The 18,260-nt window shown below is 35.3% G+C and carries 17 protein-coding genes; 6 read left to right on the top strand and 11 right to left on the bottom strand.

Annotated features, from left to right (window positions below; translation table 11 throughout):
• Positions 1–41: 41 nt before the first annotated feature.
• Entirely contained in the window at positions 42–2,159 is a 2,118-nt protein-coding gene (locus ACLMCG_RS19150) for a M4 family metallopeptidase (protein WP_413960865.1), read from the bottom strand.
• A 295-nt stretch (positions 2,160–2,454) separates the two neighbouring features.
• Here ACLMCG_RS19150 and ACLMCG_RS19145 point away from each other — a divergent pair, with 295 nt between their 5' ends.
• On the top strand, positions 2,455–2,643 hold the full coding sequence (locus ACLMCG_RS19145; protein ID WP_223601542.1) for a bacteriocin-like protein: 189 nt from the start codon (positions 2,455–2,457) through the stop codon (positions 2,641–2,643).
• A gap of 65 nt (positions 2,644–2,708) precedes the next feature.
• Here ACLMCG_RS19145 and rpsB read toward each other — a convergent pair whose 3' ends face one another.
• The 3 genes from rpsB to rplM form a co-directional block, all read right to left on the bottom strand.
• Positions 2,709–3,470, bottom strand: coding sequence for a 30S ribosomal protein S2 (rpsB, locus tag ACLMCG_RS19140; protein ID WP_047373581.1), 762 nt, complete (start codon positions 3,468–3,470; stop codon positions 2,709–2,711).
• A 183-nt stretch (positions 3,471–3,653) separates the two neighbouring features.
• The gene (rpsI, locus tag ACLMCG_RS19135; protein WP_047385930.1) at positions 3,654–4,040 is read right to left on the bottom strand and encodes a 30S ribosomal protein S9; all 387 of its coding nucleotides are present in this window, start codon (positions 4,038–4,040) and stop codon (positions 3,654–3,656) included.
• 6 nt (positions 4,041–4,046) lie between these two features.
• Positions 4,047–4,502 (bottom strand): 50S ribosomal protein L13, encoded by a 456-nt coding sequence (gene rplM, locus ACLMCG_RS19130; protein WP_027375420.1) that lies wholly within the window; start codon positions 4,500–4,502, stop codon positions 4,047–4,049.
• Positions 4,503–4,851: 349 nt separating this feature from the next.
• Here rplM and ACLMCG_RS19125 point away from each other — a divergent pair, with 349 nt between their 5' ends.
• Positions 4,852–5,964: a DUF3667 domain-containing protein gene (locus ACLMCG_RS19125; RefSeq protein WP_223601543.1), complete on the top strand. Its 1,113-nt coding sequence runs from the start codon at positions 4,852–4,854 to the stop codon at positions 5,962–5,964.
• Here ACLMCG_RS19125 and ACLMCG_RS19120 read toward each other — a convergent pair.
• Positions 5,961–6,293 (bottom strand): hypothetical protein, encoded by a 333-nt coding sequence (locus tag ACLMCG_RS19120; RefSeq protein WP_047424972.1) that lies wholly within the window; start codon positions 6,291–6,293, stop codon positions 5,961–5,963. The two genes, ACLMCG_RS19125 and ACLMCG_RS19120, sit on opposite strands and share 4 nt — an antisense overlap.
• Before the next feature lie 250 nt (positions 6,294–6,543).
• Here ACLMCG_RS19120 and ACLMCG_RS19115 point away from each other — a divergent pair, with 250 nt between their 5' ends.
• Positions 6,544–9,891, top strand: a complete 3,348-nt coding sequence (locus ACLMCG_RS19115) for a methylmalonyl-CoA mutase family protein (RefSeq protein ID WP_413960866.1) — start codon at positions 6,544–6,546, stop codon at positions 9,889–9,891.
• A gap of 51 nt (positions 9,892–9,942) precedes the next feature.
• On the opposite strand, the gene ACLMCG_RS19110 is transcribed toward ACLMCG_RS19115, so the two are convergent.
• Both ACLMCG_RS19110 and ACLMCG_RS19105 read right to left on the bottom strand, forming a co-directional pair.
• Positions 9,943–10,872, bottom strand: coding sequence for a hypothetical protein (locus ACLMCG_RS19110; RefSeq protein WP_413960867.1), 930 nt, complete (start codon positions 10,870–10,872; stop codon positions 9,943–9,945).
• 282 nt (positions 10,873–11,154) lie between these two features.
• Positions 11,155–11,529, bottom strand: coding sequence for a hypothetical protein (locus tag ACLMCG_RS19105; RefSeq protein ID WP_413960868.1), 375 nt, complete (start codon positions 11,527–11,529; stop codon positions 11,155–11,157).
• A gap of 243 nt (positions 11,530–11,772) precedes the next feature.
• Between ACLMCG_RS19105 and ACLMCG_RS19100 the strand changes: the two genes are divergently transcribed.
• Positions 11,773–12,483, top strand: a complete 711-nt coding sequence (locus ACLMCG_RS19100) for a diphthine--ammonia ligase (RefSeq protein ID WP_413960869.1) — start codon at positions 11,773–11,775, stop codon at positions 12,481–12,483.
• Positions 12,484–12,519: 36 nt separating this feature from the next.
• Here the strand turns inward: ACLMCG_RS19100 and ACLMCG_RS19095 are convergent, their stop codons facing one another.
• Positions 12,520–13,929 carry a pyridoxal phosphate-dependent decarboxylase family protein gene (locus tag ACLMCG_RS19095; RefSeq protein WP_413960870.1) on the bottom strand — a complete coding sequence of 470 codons (1,410 nt, stop codon included), beginning with the start codon at positions 13,927–13,929 and terminating at the stop codon, positions 12,520–12,522.
• Between the two features lie 172 nt (positions 13,930–14,101).
• Between ACLMCG_RS19095 and ACLMCG_RS19090 the strand changes: the two genes are divergently transcribed.
• A complete protein-coding gene (locus ACLMCG_RS19090) occupies positions 14,102–15,214 on the top strand; it encodes a serine hydrolase domain-containing protein (protein WP_413960871.1) in 1,113 nt (370 codons plus the stop codon).
• A gap of 16 nt (positions 15,215–15,230) precedes the next feature.
• On the opposite strand, the gene ACLMCG_RS19085 is transcribed toward ACLMCG_RS19090, so the two are convergent.
• Both ACLMCG_RS19085 and ACLMCG_RS19080 read right to left on the bottom strand, forming a co-directional pair.
• The gene (locus tag ACLMCG_RS19085) at positions 15,231–15,950 is read right to left on the bottom strand and encodes a hypothetical protein (RefSeq protein ID WP_413960872.1); all 720 of its coding nucleotides are present in this window, start codon (positions 15,948–15,950) and stop codon (positions 15,231–15,233) included.
• The gene (locus tag ACLMCG_RS19080; RefSeq protein WP_142719194.1) at positions 15,947–16,270 is read right to left on the bottom strand and encodes a PadR family transcriptional regulator; all 324 of its coding nucleotides are present in this window, start codon (positions 16,268–16,270) and stop codon (positions 15,947–15,949) included. Before ACLMCG_RS19080 ends, ACLMCG_RS19085 begins: the two co-directional genes overlap by 4 nt.
• A 78-nt stretch (positions 16,271–16,348) precedes the next feature.
• On the opposite strand from ACLMCG_RS19080, the gene ACLMCG_RS19075 reads away from it, so the two are divergent.
• Positions 16,349–16,873: a 2'-5' RNA ligase family protein gene (locus tag ACLMCG_RS19075; protein WP_413960873.1), complete on the top strand. Its 525-nt coding sequence runs from the start codon at positions 16,349–16,351 to the stop codon at positions 16,871–16,873.
• 27 nt (positions 16,874–16,900) lie between these two features.
• On the opposite strand, the gene ACLMCG_RS19070 is transcribed toward ACLMCG_RS19075, so the two are convergent.
• On the bottom strand, positions 16,901–18,259 hold the full coding sequence (locus ACLMCG_RS19070; protein ID WP_223601551.1) for a M64 family metallopeptidase: 1,359 nt from the start codon (positions 18,257–18,259) through the stop codon (positions 16,901–16,903).
• Between the last annotated feature and the right edge of the window lies 1 nt (position 18,260).

The following is an 18,260-nucleotide window of genomic DNA, read 5'->3' as shown; positions in this document are numbered from 1 at the left end:
TCACTTTAGATGGAGCTTCTTTTTGCATTATATTCTATCATTTAATTTTTTATAAACTTATAAGTTCCTTTTCCATCAATAGAAAAAACATAAGTACCTTTTGGCAGCACAGATACATTTACTTTATTATTTGATACATTCCCTTCCTGTATCAGCTGACCGGCCATATTATTAATTTTATATTGCAGTTTATTCACTTCCAGTTTTGAAGACGAGATTATATTCAGCTCATGGCTTACCGGGTTAGGATATATACTGAAAATCGGTATACTTTTAGCTTCATTTACAGACAAAGTGTTATTAACACATTCTCCTCCGGTTGTAACACCTACGGCGCACCATGCTGCCTTTACTGCTAAAACCTCTGGAGAGTTTGCCCCATACAATATACCTGCTTCCTGGATTGTAAAATCCCGTACATCCGCATAAACAGACTGTGATTGCACATAGCTTGCCTGTGTAGAATACACAAGATCTGCTGCTTTCTTTATACCTATTCCGGAAACATTATAAGAATAGCCATTATCATTAGTCCCTGATCCCCCTTCTGTCAATAAATAATACCAGTGATTTAACACTCCGGAATTAGTATGAACACCACATTTATCATTCGTGCTATCAGGTGCTGCACACCCCGTAGTGGTGGCATCTTTCCAATATTGTCCCAAATAAGTATCAGGTTGGTTAAATAATTTAGGATTAACAAAAGACCTTACTCCATCCGGTTGAGACAGTACAAAATCTTCACCCATGACCCATCTTTGCTTTTCTGGTGCCATTTTAGCTTCCACTGTTGCTCCCCAAATATCTGCAAATCCCTCATCTAAGGCTCCGGACTCTCTTTCATATACAAGATTTCCAAATGCCGTATCCACACCATGACCAAATTCATGAGCATCAACATCAAGTCCTGTTACAATATCAAAATTCAATGATGCGTTAGGCTGACCACCATTACCAATGAACATATAACCTCCGGAAAAGCTAGGATTTAAAGTAGCTAAACTTACCCACGCAGCATTATAAGGTGTACCGCTAATAGTCGGATGAATGAAAGATCTTACCTGTGAATTCTGATTATCAAATCCGTTTCTGTTATATTCGGTCTTAAAAAAATCATAGACTTTGGAAAATGCCCAATGTGTTTCCAGAGCTCCATCATCTTTCGTTGCCGCATACTCAGCACTTGTCCAATTGTTATCTGTGTCTATGTATTTTGTAGCTGATGATTCTGCCAAGTCAGGCCCCAAAAACAAGGTCGCAAAAAGAAGATTAGTAGCTTCACCTCCTGTATAATTTAAAGTTTTAACAAATCTGGAGCTATCATTCAATTCATAGCCATTTGCAGCTTGTAATGTTTCTATTTGTCGGGAACCACTATATCTTGTCTGGGCTGTACCTTGCGTAAAAAAAGGTATAAGAGCTCTGGATGAAGAAATTTCCTGCTTTTTATTTAATTCTGCCAGATTACTAATATAGTCTGTTTGTTCTTTATTTAATACTGTGGTTTTTGTTTGATGTGTCTTAAGAATCCCTTCTTTTTTCAGAATATCTCCTGTAACTGCATCCATATAGACTTTTTCAACATCACCAGGCTTTATTGAGACAAGACTAAATACATAAGCAAACCGATCTGCCGAACCTGAAATATCTTTAGCCAGAACAACCAAAGTATTATAAGGGGTTTTATCTTTAAACTCATCAGGTAATTGGTAGCTGTTTCCTAATTGAGCCAATCCAATTTTGTAAATTTCATCAGGACTTTTAATTGATGACTTTCCGGATGGAATGTCTATTGGGCTAAAATCCCCGTTCATAGAAGTAATAAATCCATTTTTTGAATGAATTGTATAAGATTTATGAGCTACTTCTACTTCGTTGAAATATTGTTTATAGAAATCATGCTGCCCTCCCCAAAGATCAGTTTCAGATTTTATTTTCTTCAGAGTGTTGATTGTTCCATCCAGTTTTGTAATTTCCTTAAGCAAACTTTCAGTATTTTCTAAAGGAATTTTAGATTCTGGTTTAAATGAAATAAACCTAATCATTCCTGAACCATTAACTCTCTTTGTATCAACATACTCGGATTTAAGATAATGCTGAGCAATACATAATGAACTTAGTGTCAATGCAACACTTAAAAATAATTGTTTTTTCATATTTTCATTTTTTAGTCTTCAAAAATGAAAAACCCATCACAAAAAAACAATCTTAACGGCACAAAAATCAAATAAATGCCACAAATACCATTAAATAAATAAAAAATGATAAAAAAATTAAATATAAATACAGAAAACAATTGAATAATATTTAGTGTTCTTCAATTATATAGAACATAACTTTTTATTTTTTAACCACTTATACATTCAAATAATTCCATATATTTAGAAATACATAATTGCGGTATCCGAAAAGCATATAGAGTAGGAAAAAACTAAAACTAAAACTAAAACCATGAAAAATTTAAAAAAAGTCTCAAGAAATGAGCTAAGAACCATCAAAGGAGGATACAGAAGCTGTATAGACGGCTGTAGCATGGAGCTCGGAGAAATGTGTTGCAGCGGTGTATGCAGAATTGGAGTAATTATTCCTAGTACCGACCCTAATCTGCCTGACCTTATGGTATGCCCTAAAAAACCTTAGTATGAACAATAAAAAAACGCTGGACCAAAATCCAGCGTTTTTCCTATATTAAAGAAAATCTTTAATTATTCTGCATCGAAGTCAGCATCTTTATCAGCAGATACTACTTCTCCTTCTTCTTTAGATTTTTCTTTATCAGCTTTTCTTTGAGACTGACCTTCTTTGATAGATTCTGAAACAATGCTCAAGATCATATCGATAGATTTAGAAGCATCATCGTTTCCTGGGATAACGAAGTCAACTTTTCTAGGGTCAGAGTTTGTATCAACAATACCGAAAACTGGAATACCTAATTTCTTAGCTTCAGTTACAGCGATGTGTTCTCTCAAGATATCTACAACAAAGATTGCAGAAGGAAGACGAACCATGTCAGAGATAGAACCTAAGTTCTTTTCTAAGTTAGCTCTTTGTCTGTCAACTTGTAATCTTTCTTTTTTAGATAAAGTTTCGAACGTACCGTCTTTTTTCATTTTGTCGATAGCATTCATCTTCTTTACAGCCTTTCTGATAGTAACGAAGTTCGTTAACATACCTCCTGGCCATCTTTCTGTAATATAAGGCATATTAAGTTCAGAAGCGTGTTTTGCAACAACTTCTTTCGCTTGCTTCTTAGTAGCTACGAAAAGAACTTTTTTACCTGCAGAAGTTAATTTTTCTAAAGCGCTGCAAGCTTCATCTAATTTAACTGCTGTTTTATGTAAGTCTACAATGTGAATACCGTTTTTCTCCATAAAAATGTATGGAGCCATATTTGGGTTCCACTTTCTAGTCATGTGACCGAAGTGTACGCCAGCCTCTAAAAGGTCTTTTACATTTGCTTTTGCCATGTTTTCTGTTTTTGTTAGTTTACTTTCCGTCTTTTAAACAATCAACAACTTCTTTAGATGGGAGAAGCGTTTGGATGCTAAACGTAACGGGCAATTTTTTTGTTTAGATAAATAGATTTTAGATAAAAGACAACAGACCGAAAAAATTCTGAAATCTGAAATCTTGAATCTGAAGTCTGAAAATTAACGTTTTGAGAATTGGAATCTCTTTCTTGCTTTTTTCTGACCTGGCTTCTTTCTTTCCACCATTCTTGCGTCTCTTGTAAGTAAACCAGCTGGTTTCAATGCTAATCTGAATTCAGCGTTGATTTCGCATAAAGCTCTTGAAATACCTAATCTGATAGCTTCTGCCTGACCTGTATTACCACCACCGAATACGTTTACGGTAACGTCATACTGACCAACAGTCTCAGAAAGGATAAACGGTTGGTTTAATTTGTAAACCATCACGTCTGTAGAGAAATATTCTTTAGCATCTTTACCGTTTACTGTAATAACACCAGAACCTGGTCTTACATAAACTCTTGCTACAGAAGTTTTTCTTCTTCCGATTTTGTGAACTATAGACATAATTAATTATTTAAATTCGTTAACATTAATTGTTTTAGGCTGTTGAGCTTCATGTTTGTGCTCAGTTCCTTCATATAAATAAAGGTTCTTAAGGATAGCAGCTCCTAATCTGTTTTTAGGTAACATACCTTTTACAGACTTCTCTAATACCTTTAAAGAATCTTTCTTTTGAAGTTCAGCCGCAGTCATAGACTTCTGTCCACCAGGGTATCCTGTATGCCAGATATAAGTCTTATCAGCCCACTTGTTTCCGGAAAGTGTAATTTTCCCAGCATTCAAAACGATCACGTTATCACCACAATCTACGTGAGGTGTAAAGTTCGTTTTGTGCTTACCTCTCAAAATCTTTGCAACCGTAGAAGCTAATCTACCTAACGGCTGTCCTTCAGCGTCTACCACAACCCATTCTTTATTCGCAGTAGCTTTGTTCGCTGAAACAGTTTTGTAACTTAATGTATTCACACGTTTTAGTTAAAGATTAAACATAATTTACCCCTAAAAGGGTGTGCAAAGGTACAAATTATTTTTGTAACCCAAAAACATATTTTATTTTATCTATATAATCAGGTCTACACACCCCTATATCAATAGATTTTAACACTATTAAAATTTTGGCATGCATCTTGTAAATTGTTGTGCCGATGAAAAAAAACGCTTAGAAGATTCTAAAAACACAAATGATACAGCAAAGAGTTCATTCCCTCAACTCTTTCTTTTATTAAATTTACTTTAAAGATTTCCGTAAAACGCATTAATATAATTACAGTTTCATTGAAATAATTATATTTGCGTTAATCATATTCCATAATTCATGAGCCACGGAAAACTAAGAGATGATAAAACCTGCCTGAACTGCGGACATCAGGTTGATGAAAGGTTTTGCCCCCACTGCGGACAAGAAAACATTGAAAGCAGACAACCTTTTCATTTTCTCTTTACTCATTTTATTGAGGATTTCACCCATTATGACGGACAGTTCTGGAAAACCATGCAATATCTGTTTACCCGCCCGGGGACCCTTACCAAAGAATATCTGGCAGGTAAAAGACAACTGTATGTTGCTCCTGTAAAGCTGTATATATTCATAAGCTTCATTACATTCTTTCTACCTAACATCTTACCTCACGCGAAAGAGGAAGCAGAAAGACCCAGCCATAATAAAGTAGAAACAAAGTCAAAAAAACAGAAAGAACTCCCCAAAGACATTGTAAAAGATTTGCAAAAAGAAGGAGTTTTATCTCATGAAGCTGCAGCGGCTACTCAGAAAGCGCTGGATACTCTAAAAGCTGCAGATACTTTAAAGATAAAAGATGTTGAAGCAAAAAAGGAACTCTTTGACCGTACATTTGATACTAAAGAAGCATCTCTTATGAATGCTAATACTCTGAAACAGTACGATTCTATTCTTGCAAAAGACAAAACAGGGATTTATACATTAATGAGACCAATTGCCAAGAAAGGATTTGCTTTAAAAGACGAAGGATACAGTAAACATCAGATTTGGGAAAAATATAAGGAAAACTTTATTCATACAATTCCCAAAGCATTATTTGTATATCTTCCCATATTCGCATTCTTTTTATGGCTGTTTCACAACAAAAAGAAATGGTGGTACTTTGATCACGGTATATTTACCCTTCACTACTTCTCTTTCCTTTTATTAGGAATATTGATATTTATAGTGGGAGAAAAGATAGTAAGCTATCTGCCGGACAGTAATTGGCTTACCCTGTTATATGTCTTAGCTTGTTTAGGACTATCTGCCTATATGACGATCTATTTCTTTGTTGCCCACCACAGAGTATATGAAACAAAAAAAAGAACGAGTATACTAAAAGGATTGCTACTATTTATTATCAACTATATCGGATTACTCCTGATGTTTATGGTATTGATGTACCTAAGCTTTATTATGCTTCACTAATTTCTAAGGGATTTATTTCCTCTGAAGCTTGCAAATAAATAATAGGCAACGAAAACGGTAGAAAATTTCAGGATAGACGGAATTGCCAATTCAAGATTAAAAATTAAAGTTCCTGCCAGAACAAGAATTCCCATCCCTACAAATGACAGTCCTAATTTCTTAGGCAGTGAAAAATTGGGTGTATCCAGGTAATAAGCAAGCCCCCAGGCAGAACCAAAGGCAACAGCATAATAAATATCAAGTCCGATATTCTCTGAACTTAAAAAGAAATAATTGATCAGGAAGCTTATTACGGTTCCTAATCCGAAGTACATCAAAGCTTTTTGCATGTCTGTAAAAAATATTCTGCAAAAGTAGAGAATTTAATTTGAGAATGTAAAGATGAGTGTCCTGGAAAACGAAGTCACTGCAACTTGTTTTAACTCTGTGGGTTCACAACTTTCCGGGTATCCAATCCAAAAAGGGGATATATAATTAAATAAATCCAATTAATCAATTGACAATCAAAAGAATAAAATCAAACACCCGGTTCTTTTTTTATTGTTATATTTGAAAACTTAGAAACTTTCTAGAATTTTTATGGAAACCCAAAAATATACTCCAACCAACAAGGTAAGAATCGTAACTGCTGCCTCATTATTTGATGGGCATGATGCTGCGATCAATATTATGCGTCGTGTTATTCAGGGAACAGGATGCGAAGTGATCCATTTAGGACACGATAAATCAGCAGAGGAAGTTGTAAATACAGCAATCCAGGAAGATGCCAATGCTATTGCATTAACTTCATATCAGGGAGGTCACACAGAATATTTCAAATATATCTATGACCTTTTGAGAGAAAAAAATTCACCCCAGATCAAAATTTTTGGCGGCGGTGGCGGTGTAATTCTTCCAGAAGAGATCAAGGACCTGATGTCTTATGGAATCGATAGAATTTATTCTCCGGATGACGGCCGTGAACTTGGACTTCAGGGAATGATTGACGATCTTGTACACAGATCAGATTTTGCAACAGGTAAAGATGTAACTGCAAAAGACCTGGATGCCATCAGCTTTGAAAACTCAACAAGTATCGCCAGCATTATCTCTGCTGTTGAAAACTTCTCAGAAGAAAAACCTGAGCTTGTAAAAGCGATTGACGAAAAGTCTAAAGATTTAACCATTCCAATTATTGGTATTACAGGTACCGGAGGAGCTGGTAAATCTTCTTTAACAGATGAATTGGTAAGACGTTTCTTACGTTCAAATACTGATAAAAAAATCGCCATTATCTCTATTGACCCTTCCAAAAAGAAAACCGGAGGAGCTTTATTAGGAGACAGAATCCGTATGAACGCGATCAACGATCCTAGAGTTTATATGCGTTCTATGGCCACCAGAGAAAATAACGTTTCCGTTTCTCCGTTCATTCATTCTGCATTGAATGTGTTGAAGCTGGCTCATCCTGATGTCATCATCCTTGAAACTTCAGGGATCGGACAGTCTGGTTCGGAAGTATCAGATTTTGCCGATGTTTCTATGTATGTAATGACTCCTGAATATGGAGCGTCTACACAGCTGGAAAAAATCGACATGTTAGACTACGCGGATCTCGTAGCATTAAACAAATCTGACAAAAGAGGTGCTCTTGATGCTCTTCAGGCAGTAAGAAAACAGTTCCAGAGAAACCACCTTCTATGGGAAAGTCCATTGGAAGACATGCCTGTATATGCTACAAAAGCATCTCAGTTTAATGACCACGGAACAACAGAACTATACAACAGATTAGTTTCTAAAGTAAACGAAAAATTTGCTGATTTAAAACTAAACGCTTTCGTAGAACAGGAAATTACAGACGAAGTAACAATTATCCCTCCGAAAAGAGTTCGTTACCTTTCTGAAATCGTTGAAAACAATAAACAATATGATATCAATATTGAAAAGCAGGCTGAACTGGCCAGAACAATGTATCATATTGAAGGCGTAAAAAAAATAATTTCCAATGAGGTTTTGGATGCTGAATATCAAAAGGCAGAAAAACATCTTCAACAGGAAAATATAGATTTCCTGAATACCTGGGATGATACGAAAAAAGCTTTCCAGGCAGAATTCTACTCTTATTTTGTAAGAGGAAAAGAGATCAAGGTGGAAACTTCCACAGAATCTTTATCCCATTTGAGAATTCCAAAAATTGCATTACCAAAATACACTGACTGGGGTGATCTGATCAAATGGAAAGGACAGGAAAACCTTCCGGGAAGCTTCCCTTACACTGCAGGAATTTATCCGTTCAAGAGAACCGGTGAAGATCCGACAAGGATGTTTGCAGGAGAAGGAGGTCCTGAAAGAACGAACAGAAGATTCCATTATGTTTCTGCAGAAATGCCTGCAAAACGTTTATCTACGGCTTTTGACTCTGTAACGTTATACGGACAGGATCCTGCTTTACCGCCGGATATTTACGGTAAAATCGGAAATGCAGGGGTTTCTATTGCAACCTTGGATGATGCTAAAAAACTGTATTCCGGATTTGATCTGGTGAATGCACTGACTTCAGTTTCTATGACCATCAATGGTCCTGCACCGATGCTACTGGCTTTCTTTATGAATGCAGCCATAGATCAGAATGTTGAAAAATATATCAAAGAAAATGGTTTAGAAGCTAAAGTAGAGGCTAAACTTAAAGAGAAATTTGATGACAAAGGTTTAGAAAGACCAAAATACAAAGGTGAACTTCCTCCATCCAATAATGGTTTAGGATTACAGCTTTTAGGATTAACGGGTGATGAAGTAATTCCTGCAGATGTATATGCAGAAATTAAAGCTAAAACGATTGCTACCGTTCGTGGTACCGTTCAGGCTGACATCTTAAAAGAAGACCAGGCTCAGAATACCTGTATTTTCTCTACTGAATTTGCCCTTAGACTAATGGGTGACGTTCAGGAATATTTCATCAGAGAGAAGGTAAGAAACTTCTATTCTGTGTCCATTTCAGGATATCATATTGCTGAAGCAGGAGCAAACCCTGTTTCTCAATTAGCATTTACACTGGCCAACGGCTTCACTTATGTGGAATATTACTTAAGCCGTGGAATGGACATCAATGATTTTGCACCAAACTTATCTTTCTTCTTCTCCAACGGTATCGACCCTGAGTATTCAGTAATCGGACGTGTAGCAAGAAGAATCTGGGCAAAAGCTATGAAATTAAAATACGGAGCTGACGAAAGAAGCCAGATGTTGAAATACCACATCCAGACTTCCGGACGTTCTCTTCACGCTCAGGAAATTGATTTCAATGACATCAGAACAACTCTTCAGGCACTTTATGCAATCTATGATAACTGTAACTCACTTCATACCAATGCCTATGACGAGGCAATCACGACTCCTACTGAGCAATCGGTAAGAAGAGCGATGGCAATCCAGTTAATCATCAATAAAGAATTAGGATTAGCTAAAAATGAGAATCCGCTTCAGGGATCATTTATCATTGAAGAATTAACGGATCTTGTGGAAGAAGCTGTATATACGGAATTTGACAGAATCACTGAAAGAGGTGGTGTTCTTGGAGCAATGGAAACAATGTACCAACGCTCAAAAATCCAGGAAGAATCTATGCATTACGAATGGCTGAAACATACAGGTGAATATCCGATCATCGGGGTAAATACTTTCTTAGGAAAAGATGGCTCACCAACTGTTTTACCAGGAGAAGTTATCCGTTCTACAGAAGAGGAAAAACAAGCACAGATTGAATCTCTGCACAATTTCCAAAAAGCGAATGACAGCAGATCTGAAGAAGCTCTGAAACAACTTCAACATGCAGCCATCAACCAGCAAAACTTATTTGAAGTGATGATGGATGCTGTAAAATACTGTTCTTTAGGACAAATTACCAATGCTTTATTTGAAGTGGGTGGTAAGTACAGAAGAAACATGTAATATGAAACACATAGAAAAAAAGGCTGTTCAGGTGAACAGCCTTTTTTCATTTTATGAAATTTCTAAAATTAGTTTAATTGATATTTCAACAAATTTCCCTAAAGGAATTTCTCCTCTTAAACTTTCATTATCGAGCATAGATGTAATGTCAATTTCCGACCTAATCTTTGACTTATCCTTCACATAAAATGTTTTAGTAACCTTATCAAGATAAAATGTAAATGAAACTTCATCATAAAAATTCCCGTCAATTTCAACTTGTTCATCACCTGTATAATTTTTATTGTAAATATTATACAAAACTTGTTTAAAATTATCCTTTACCGCTATTTTATTAAACTTCAATTGAGTAATAGTTGTTCCTAAATTAGAATCATTTTCACCTTCGAAAAGCCCTGTAAAACTATCCGGTATAACATTTCTTTCAAGATTTATTTCCTTCAATTCCCCTGCATCCATCATTCTTTTCATTAATTTTACATTGGGGGCATGTGAAAGCTTAATATTGATTCTATTCTCACCTTCAAAACCTTTCCTAACTAAAAAACTATTAAAACAGTCTTCTAAACTCTTTTGAATACTATGGGTGGATTTTCTTTGCAGTATAATAAACCCTTCTTGTCTGTTTTTGGGAACTTTAATATAAAAATTTAAAATTCTCGATTGAAGTTCATCAGAACTCACAGAATAATTAGTTTCATTAGTTTCTGGGTCATTAATATTTACTGGGTCACCTGTAGTCCCTGCATCAAATTTCCCAAAGATTTGTCTATTATCTTTATCAAATCTGTGAGGTTCTCTCAAAGTAAGACTTTTGTCTTTTCCATTCTCATTAAACTTTTTAGGATTTGAAAAGATTTCTTTACAAAACTCGTCAAATAAATCTTGAAAATCAATGTTCCCAGGTAGATTAGCTAAAAAGTGTTTTTCTCCATTTTTATTTAAGATGGAGAATTTAAAAGTTGATACTTTATAATTCATAGTTTTTGTTTCTTTTTTTTAAGTTAAATTCTGTATTAAATAATATTATTCTCATTTTTTAATATTATAATTACTCTAACGCTTGTGAGTGTTAAAACGAATTTTATTCTTGGAAAAAAGAAACAGTTATTGTACTTTTGCACAATAAAAGGAGATGAGCTAATCTCATTATCCTTAAGTTTAAAATTTCTTTAAAAACCACTTCCCCAAGTATTTTTAAGAAAACTTATAAATTTCCAATGGCTGTTTATTCAGCCTTTTTTATTTTCTCTTCTCTATATATTATTTTTTTCTTTTAGTTAAAACAAAAAATTCTGTTGTTTCAGAATTCTCTTTCTTTATATCATATATATAACTTTTATTTTTATAGTCAATTCCTCGTTTATCAAAAACATTTTTCAAATTTATATAATAATACATTCCTGCTTTTGACACTTTAAAAGCATTATTTTCATCGTCAGATTTAACCATATATATACTATCATCTGTAGTATCAGTATTATTAAATCCGACCATAAAATATGACTCTTCTTTAATACCCATAAAATCTTCAGCTCCAGAAGAAAATCCAAGCTTACCGGTTTTGTGTATAGTTGCTTTAATAGAACCACCAACTTTATTCGGGTCTTCGAATGAAATAAAATCTAAAACACCCATGTTAATATTTTTTTACAAATATATAAATTTCAATCAATATATCAAAATACATAAAATTATTTATTAGATTCACATCTTCAAAATTACGGTTTCCCATAAATCAAATCTTATCACTTGTATAATTTCTTACACGGTTACTTAAACAATCACCCTTATGAAATCATATGAGAAATAATGCAATATTGAAATTTAACATATGTTATTATTTATAAAGTATTTATTTTTGACAGATTTATTTTTACAATGAAACCAAAAGCTTTATTCAACTGGAGCAGCGGAAAGGATTCTGCGCTTGCCCTTTATAAAATACTACAGGAAGATCAATATGAGATTTCTACACTGCTTACAAGTATTAATGAAGAATTCCAAAGGATTTCCATGCATGGAGTTCATGTTTCTCTGTTGGAAAAACAGGCCGAAAGTCTCGGAATTCCATTGATTAAAATGGAGCTTCCTAAAGAACCGTCAATGGAAGAATACCAGCAAATCATGAGTACAACAATGGCCGGAATTCAAGCTCAGGGTATTACCCATTCTGTTTTCGGTGATATTTTCCTGGAAGATCTGCGAAAATACAGGGAAGACCAATTAAATGCGATTGGTATGAAAGCCATATTTCCCCTGTGGAAACAAAATACATCCAACCTCATCCATGAATTTTTAGATCTTGGTTTTAAAACCATTGTAACCTGTGTGAACGGAACTTATCTTGATAAAAGTTTTGCAGGACGGATTATTGATCAGAAATTTATTGATGATCTTCCTGAGAATGTAGATCCATGTGGAGAAAACGGAGAATTTCACACCTTTACTTTTGATGGGCCTATTTTCAAAAATCCGGTTCAATTTGGAATCGGGGAAACCGTCAAAAAGACTTATCCTAAACCTAAAACAACTCCTGAAGAAGAAGACAGCGAATATGTTTTCTGGTTTTGTGATCTGCTGATAAAATAAGCCTGTGAATATTAATCCACAGGCTTTTTCAATATATTATTTTATTTCAGCAATGATTTCATTCATGAGATCAAATACCTGTCTGATATCTTTTTCACTGGTCATCCAGTTTACAAAAGCAGCTCTTATTCCTTTATGCTGATTATAAAAAGTAGGCGTCATAAAGACTTTTCCTGTGTCATTAAGTTTTTCAAGAAATTGTTCTACCTCATTCTGTCTTGTATCATCTTTTAATGTAAAACAGACCGTATTCAATCTTACCGGAGCCAGCAGTTTAAAATCATGACTGTTCTCAATCAGCAGACCAAACTGTTGTGCCCATGCTATATTATTATCTACAATCTCCTGGTAACCTTTCTTCCCATAAGCCATGAGAGAAAACCATGCCGGAAGAGCCTTTAATCTCCTTGAGTTTTCTGGAAGGAAATTTAAATAGCTGAAATTTTCCAACGGATCGCCCAGATAAGGAGCATTGGAGTTCTGAAAAGTTTCTACCTGTAAAACTTTATATTGCTCTTTAATAAGAAACACTGCACTTTCATAAGGTACATTCAGCCATTTGTGGCAATCCACTGTAATACTGTCGGCATATTCCCAGCCTTCCACAAGATGTTGATGCGTTTCCGAACAAGCTGCAAAACCACCGAAAGCGGCATCAATGTGCCACCAGAAATTGTATTTCTCCTTTAATCTGCTGATCTCTTTAAAATCATCGAAATCCACCGTATTTACCGTTCCTCCACTTGAAATCAATATAAATGGCTCACCATTAAGCTTCAGAATATTTTCTTCCAGATCTTTGATATGAATTGCTTCCCGGTTGCCTTCTTCCGTCTTAATCTTAACGATATTACCGCTGCCAAGTCCCAATAGTGACAAGGATTTTATAGAAGATGAGTGAGGTGTAGCCGTAAGTACCTTTACTGTTCCCGAAACGCCTTCTTTCGCAATATCTCTCCCCTGCTCTTTTCCCAGCCATTGACGACCAACAGCCAAACAGGTAAAATTAGACATCGTAGCTCCCGATACAAAACCGCCCAGAAAACTTTCCGGAAGCTGAAGAAGTTTCAGTAAAAGCTGTATGGTTTCCATCTCTATTTTTGCGGAAGCATCTCCCTGCTCTGTTACTGACTGGGGATTCTGATCATAAACCGTCGTCAGCCAATCCCCAGCTATTGATGCCGGTGTAGCGCCCCCCGTTACAAATCCCCAATATCTCGGCCCGCCGGAACCAACCATGATGGGCTCAAATTTTTCATTAAAAATCCTTAAAGCTTCTTCTGTTCCGAAGCCCAATTCCGGAAGCTCCTGCTTTTCCGATATATTATTATTGATTACTGATGTTGATCTTTCTTCAATAGAGCTCAGGTAATCTGTTCCCTGTTCTTTGATGATATTCAGCAGATTTCTGATGTTTGCTGAATCATTTTTCAAGTGTTCATTCATATTTTGTGATACATTTTCTATATCAAATGTATTAAATGTGTATTAAAGAATCCATTAAATCCAGATAAAATTGATTCAAAACCCTTCCTAGCACGCAATTTGCATCCCTTAATGCTCTTGGATATTTTAGTATCTTTAAGAGTAACAACCATCATTTAAAAATACAACACCTGTGATCAAAAATTTAGTATTCCTGGCCCTATTCTGCTTTTTATTTTCCTGTACAACTACTGAAGCTCCAAAAGCCTCTCCCGTTGATAAAAAAGCAATTGTTGATTCTACTATTGCAGCTTTTCAGAAAACAATTTTAGAACAACAGATTGATTCTACTTTTAAAAAGTACCATTTCAATGGAAGCATTGCCGTTTTTAAGGACACCATTCCTCTTTACAGAAGAGAAAACGGATATTCTGATTTTAAAAAGAAAACTAAAATTGACAGCAATACTATTTTTGCCATAGGTTCGGTAAGCAAGCAGTTTACAGCTGTTTTGGTCTTACTCCAAATGGAACAGGGAAAACTGAATGTGACAGATAAAGTTTCAAAATACCTGAAGGAATTCCAGGGTAAAGAATATGAAAACATTACGATTCATCAGTTATTAAATCATACTTCAGGATTGAATATGGTGGGAGGAAAGCTGATGTTCAAGAGCGGTTCTGATTTCTTCTACTCTAACGATGGGTTTAATACTCTTGGAAAGATTGTGGAAAAAGTTTCCGGAAAGTCCTATGCTGAAAATGTTCAGGAACTCTTTAAAAAAGCAGGAATGCTACATTCTTCAACGGGAGAAACTTTTAAAGGAAATAATTTTGCCAGTGCTTATTTGGGTACTCCTGCTAAATTTCAGGAAGTTCCCAACATGCCGAAAAGATTAGGCGGTGGAGAAATAGGAACTCCGGCTGGCGGAATATTATCTACCATTCAGGATCTTCACTCGTGGAACAACGCTTTGTATGGCGGAAAAATTTTAAAGCCGGAAACCCTGAAGCTATTCATGGCAAAAAGTGCAGAAAGACGTCATGCAATCTTTGGAAAAATGGGCTACGCTTATGGTATCATGCTTAATATCGGGAAACCCAACTCTTATTTCCACAGCGGCTATATAAAAGGTTCTCCTTCATTAAATATCTATTATCCGGACACGAAAACATCCGTGATTATCCTGTCTAATATTGCCGATGAAGAAAAAGGGAAAGGAGTAATCTTCAGACCTCATATTGAAGTAAAAAAGATCACCGATCATCTGGAGAATACTCTTATACAGCTTAGATCACAACACTAGTTGAATGGTGTATTATTTATGCGGGTTTAAGGAATTCCTGCATTTTCATCAAACTCTTTTTGTGTTCCATAAAATTGAATACAGCAAAAACAAGTGCCGTCTGTAATATAAACGGCAAAATCAAGGTCACTAAAGTAAGAAACACTTCAGAATGGTTGTGTTCTCTGAAAAACTGATAAGCATAATCTCCGTTTTTCATAACAACCTGAGCCATTGAAGAAGCGCACACAACCATCAATCCAATATTCTGCTGATACATTGTATAAAGGCTTTTTCCCCTGTATTTAAAATCTGCTTTGAGGTATTTCCAGATCTTATAATTAAAAACCAATATCAATACCGAACCCAATAAAAAAGATCCGTTAAGCAGTTTGAAAAACAGATTATAATCGTCCTGATTTTTTGATATAAAAATCAACAATAAATTAATTATTAAAGCCAGCAGCCCTATCATTAGAGATTTTCTGAAAAGTCCGGCATATTTTTCCTGTATAATCCTTTTGGCAATCAAAGGAATTGCTGTTGGGTAGAATAGCAGATAATTAACTAACTTAAATTCTCCGTTCCAAGATTCTTTTGTCTTTAAAAAAGCATCCTCGAAACTTATATTCTCCTTATTCTGAAGATCTGAAATCTGACTGATCATATGATCCCTGATTTCTACCAGAATATCCAATGAAAGCTGCTGGGCGATCAGATAATCTGTAATTTTACTTTCCTGTTCTCCGGTTATCATAAATTGAATATGGTTTGTAGGTTTAATAAGTAACTTTTCATCTCAGTTTCTTTTTCTGCCTGTTGTGTTTTTCCTTTTTCAGTCAGCAGATAATATTTACGGTCTCTTCCGTTGATCTTTTGAATTTCAGAAATAATCATCCCATCACTCTCCAGTTTGTGCAGCAATGGATAAAGTGCTCCTTCCGTCATTTCAAGTTCACCTTCCGTGAGTTCTTTCGCCCTTTGGGTAATCTGATATCCATACATTTTAACTTCTTTGGAAAGAAGTTTCAAAATAATATTCTGCAGGGTGCCTTTATAAAGACTATTCTTTTTCATTGAATGATTTATACCTTACAAACATATGCATAATTTTCTTATGTATATAAGTTTAATATAAAAATTTTAATTTGCTTTATGAAAAAAATGTACTTCATAGCGATTTATCCTTCTCAGGAGATTATTGAAGAAATAAAAATATTTAAAGAAGACCTGGCAACGAATTATGCCAATTCAAAAGCTCTGAAAAATGAAGCCCATATTACATTATTTCCTCCCTTTTCCAGAGAAATAGAACTGGAGAATGATATTCATGTTGCTTTTCAGAAGATCAATACGGAAATCATGCCTTTTGAAGTAGAACTGGATGGCTTTGGAAGCTTTGCTAATCCTAAAAACCCTGTACTCTATATTCAGCCAAAAGAAAACATTCATTTAACTGAGCTTTATTATAAGGTAAAAGAGTACTTTAATTTTGCTCCGTATTCTTTTAGTCCTCATGTGACTGTAGGATTCAGAGATCTGAATTGGGAAAATTACCTTAAAGCCTGGGAAAAATATGAAACAAAGGAATACAAAACTAAATTCTTAGTTGATAAAATAATCCTTCTCCGTCACGATGGACAATGGGTACCTATAGCAGAGAAAAAACTGGAAAAATAAAACCGGCTGCTGGAGCCGGTTTTCAATTTATTCTTTTATGATCTTCTGAGAGAGAATCAGATTTTTATTTTCTTTCACATTCAACAGATACGTGCCTGTCGGAAAGTTTTTAATATCAATCTTAATTCCGGCATCTTTTAATTCAAATCTGGATGGGATCAGTTTTCCGGAAGTATCATAGATTTCTACTTTTACATCTTTTGAAAAATCCTGTTTCCCTTTAATGAAAAATTCTCCGTCTGTAGGGTTCGGATAAACACTGAAACGTCTTTCTTCAGCTTTTACTTCTGAAAGTTTAAGAGTAGATTTACTCAGAGTCCATGAAACAGTAGTAACATGCAGAGTACTGTGGTTATCAACTTTCAAAAGCGGATTATTATCTACTACAGACAATGTTAAGGTATTATTTCCATTATTCAGCTGCGCAGGAGTAATGGTAACACTGCTGCCTGTTGAGCCAAGTGTTGTTCCATTCAATATCCAGGTGTTGACTAAAGTATTAGGATTGGGAAGAATTTCAGTAGCTGTAAAAGTGACATTAGATGTAGCATCTACCGTAGTATTATTGGCAGGTGTATAGGAATCTATAGGGGATACTAAACTATGGATCTTTTCGATAATTGCCTCTTTACATACGGAGCAGAACTGCTGGTTAAGATACCTCATCTCACAACTCTGATGCGGACGGAACCAGCTAGGGCTTTCAGCATGAGCATATACCCCTACCCCATTTAATCCTACCCAATTTTTCCATTTGATCGTTGCAGGATTAGAATTCTGTGTTTTATTGGGAGATTCCAGTGAACCTGAGAACCAATATTCATCTGCTAATTTTCCAAAGGAATGCCCTAGCTCATGTACCACAATTTCATTTGAAGATCCATTTAATGAAGCAAAGGCATAAGTTCCTCCACAGCCTCCATATTCCGTAGAATTTCCCAAGATATAAGTAATATCGTAATCAGGAATATTAGCAGCCAGCACTTGTCCTACTTTATTGGTTGTATTACTGTATATACATCTGTGAACTCCTACATCAAAAGTAGAGCCCAGATAGTTGTTCGGATTGGTAACCGGGATTACAGGCTCAGTAACATCTGTTGCTGTTCCTGGATGCTTCACTCCTGATTCTGTGGAAATTACTTTTACAGCATAAGCATTAAAGTAATTTTTATATTCTGTATAGGGGCTTTTTGTAAAAAGATAATTGACCGTATTCTGAGCTGATGTTGTAAAAGCTGCTTGCTGTGCAGCGGTAAATCCGTCTCCTAAAACAGCAATAATAATCCTTTTGCTGTTGTCTCCGTTCTGTAAAAGCGGAACTGTATCGAATGTCTGGGCAAAGCAGCTGCTTCCAACTAAAAGGGATAATAAAACTTTTTTCATA

This window comes from Chryseobacterium sp. S90, assembly GCF_047444895.1.
GTDB lineage: Bacteria > Bacteroidota > Bacteroidia > Flavobacteriales > Weeksellaceae > Chryseobacterium.
This window is presented reverse-complemented; position numbering and strand designations above follow the sequence as displayed.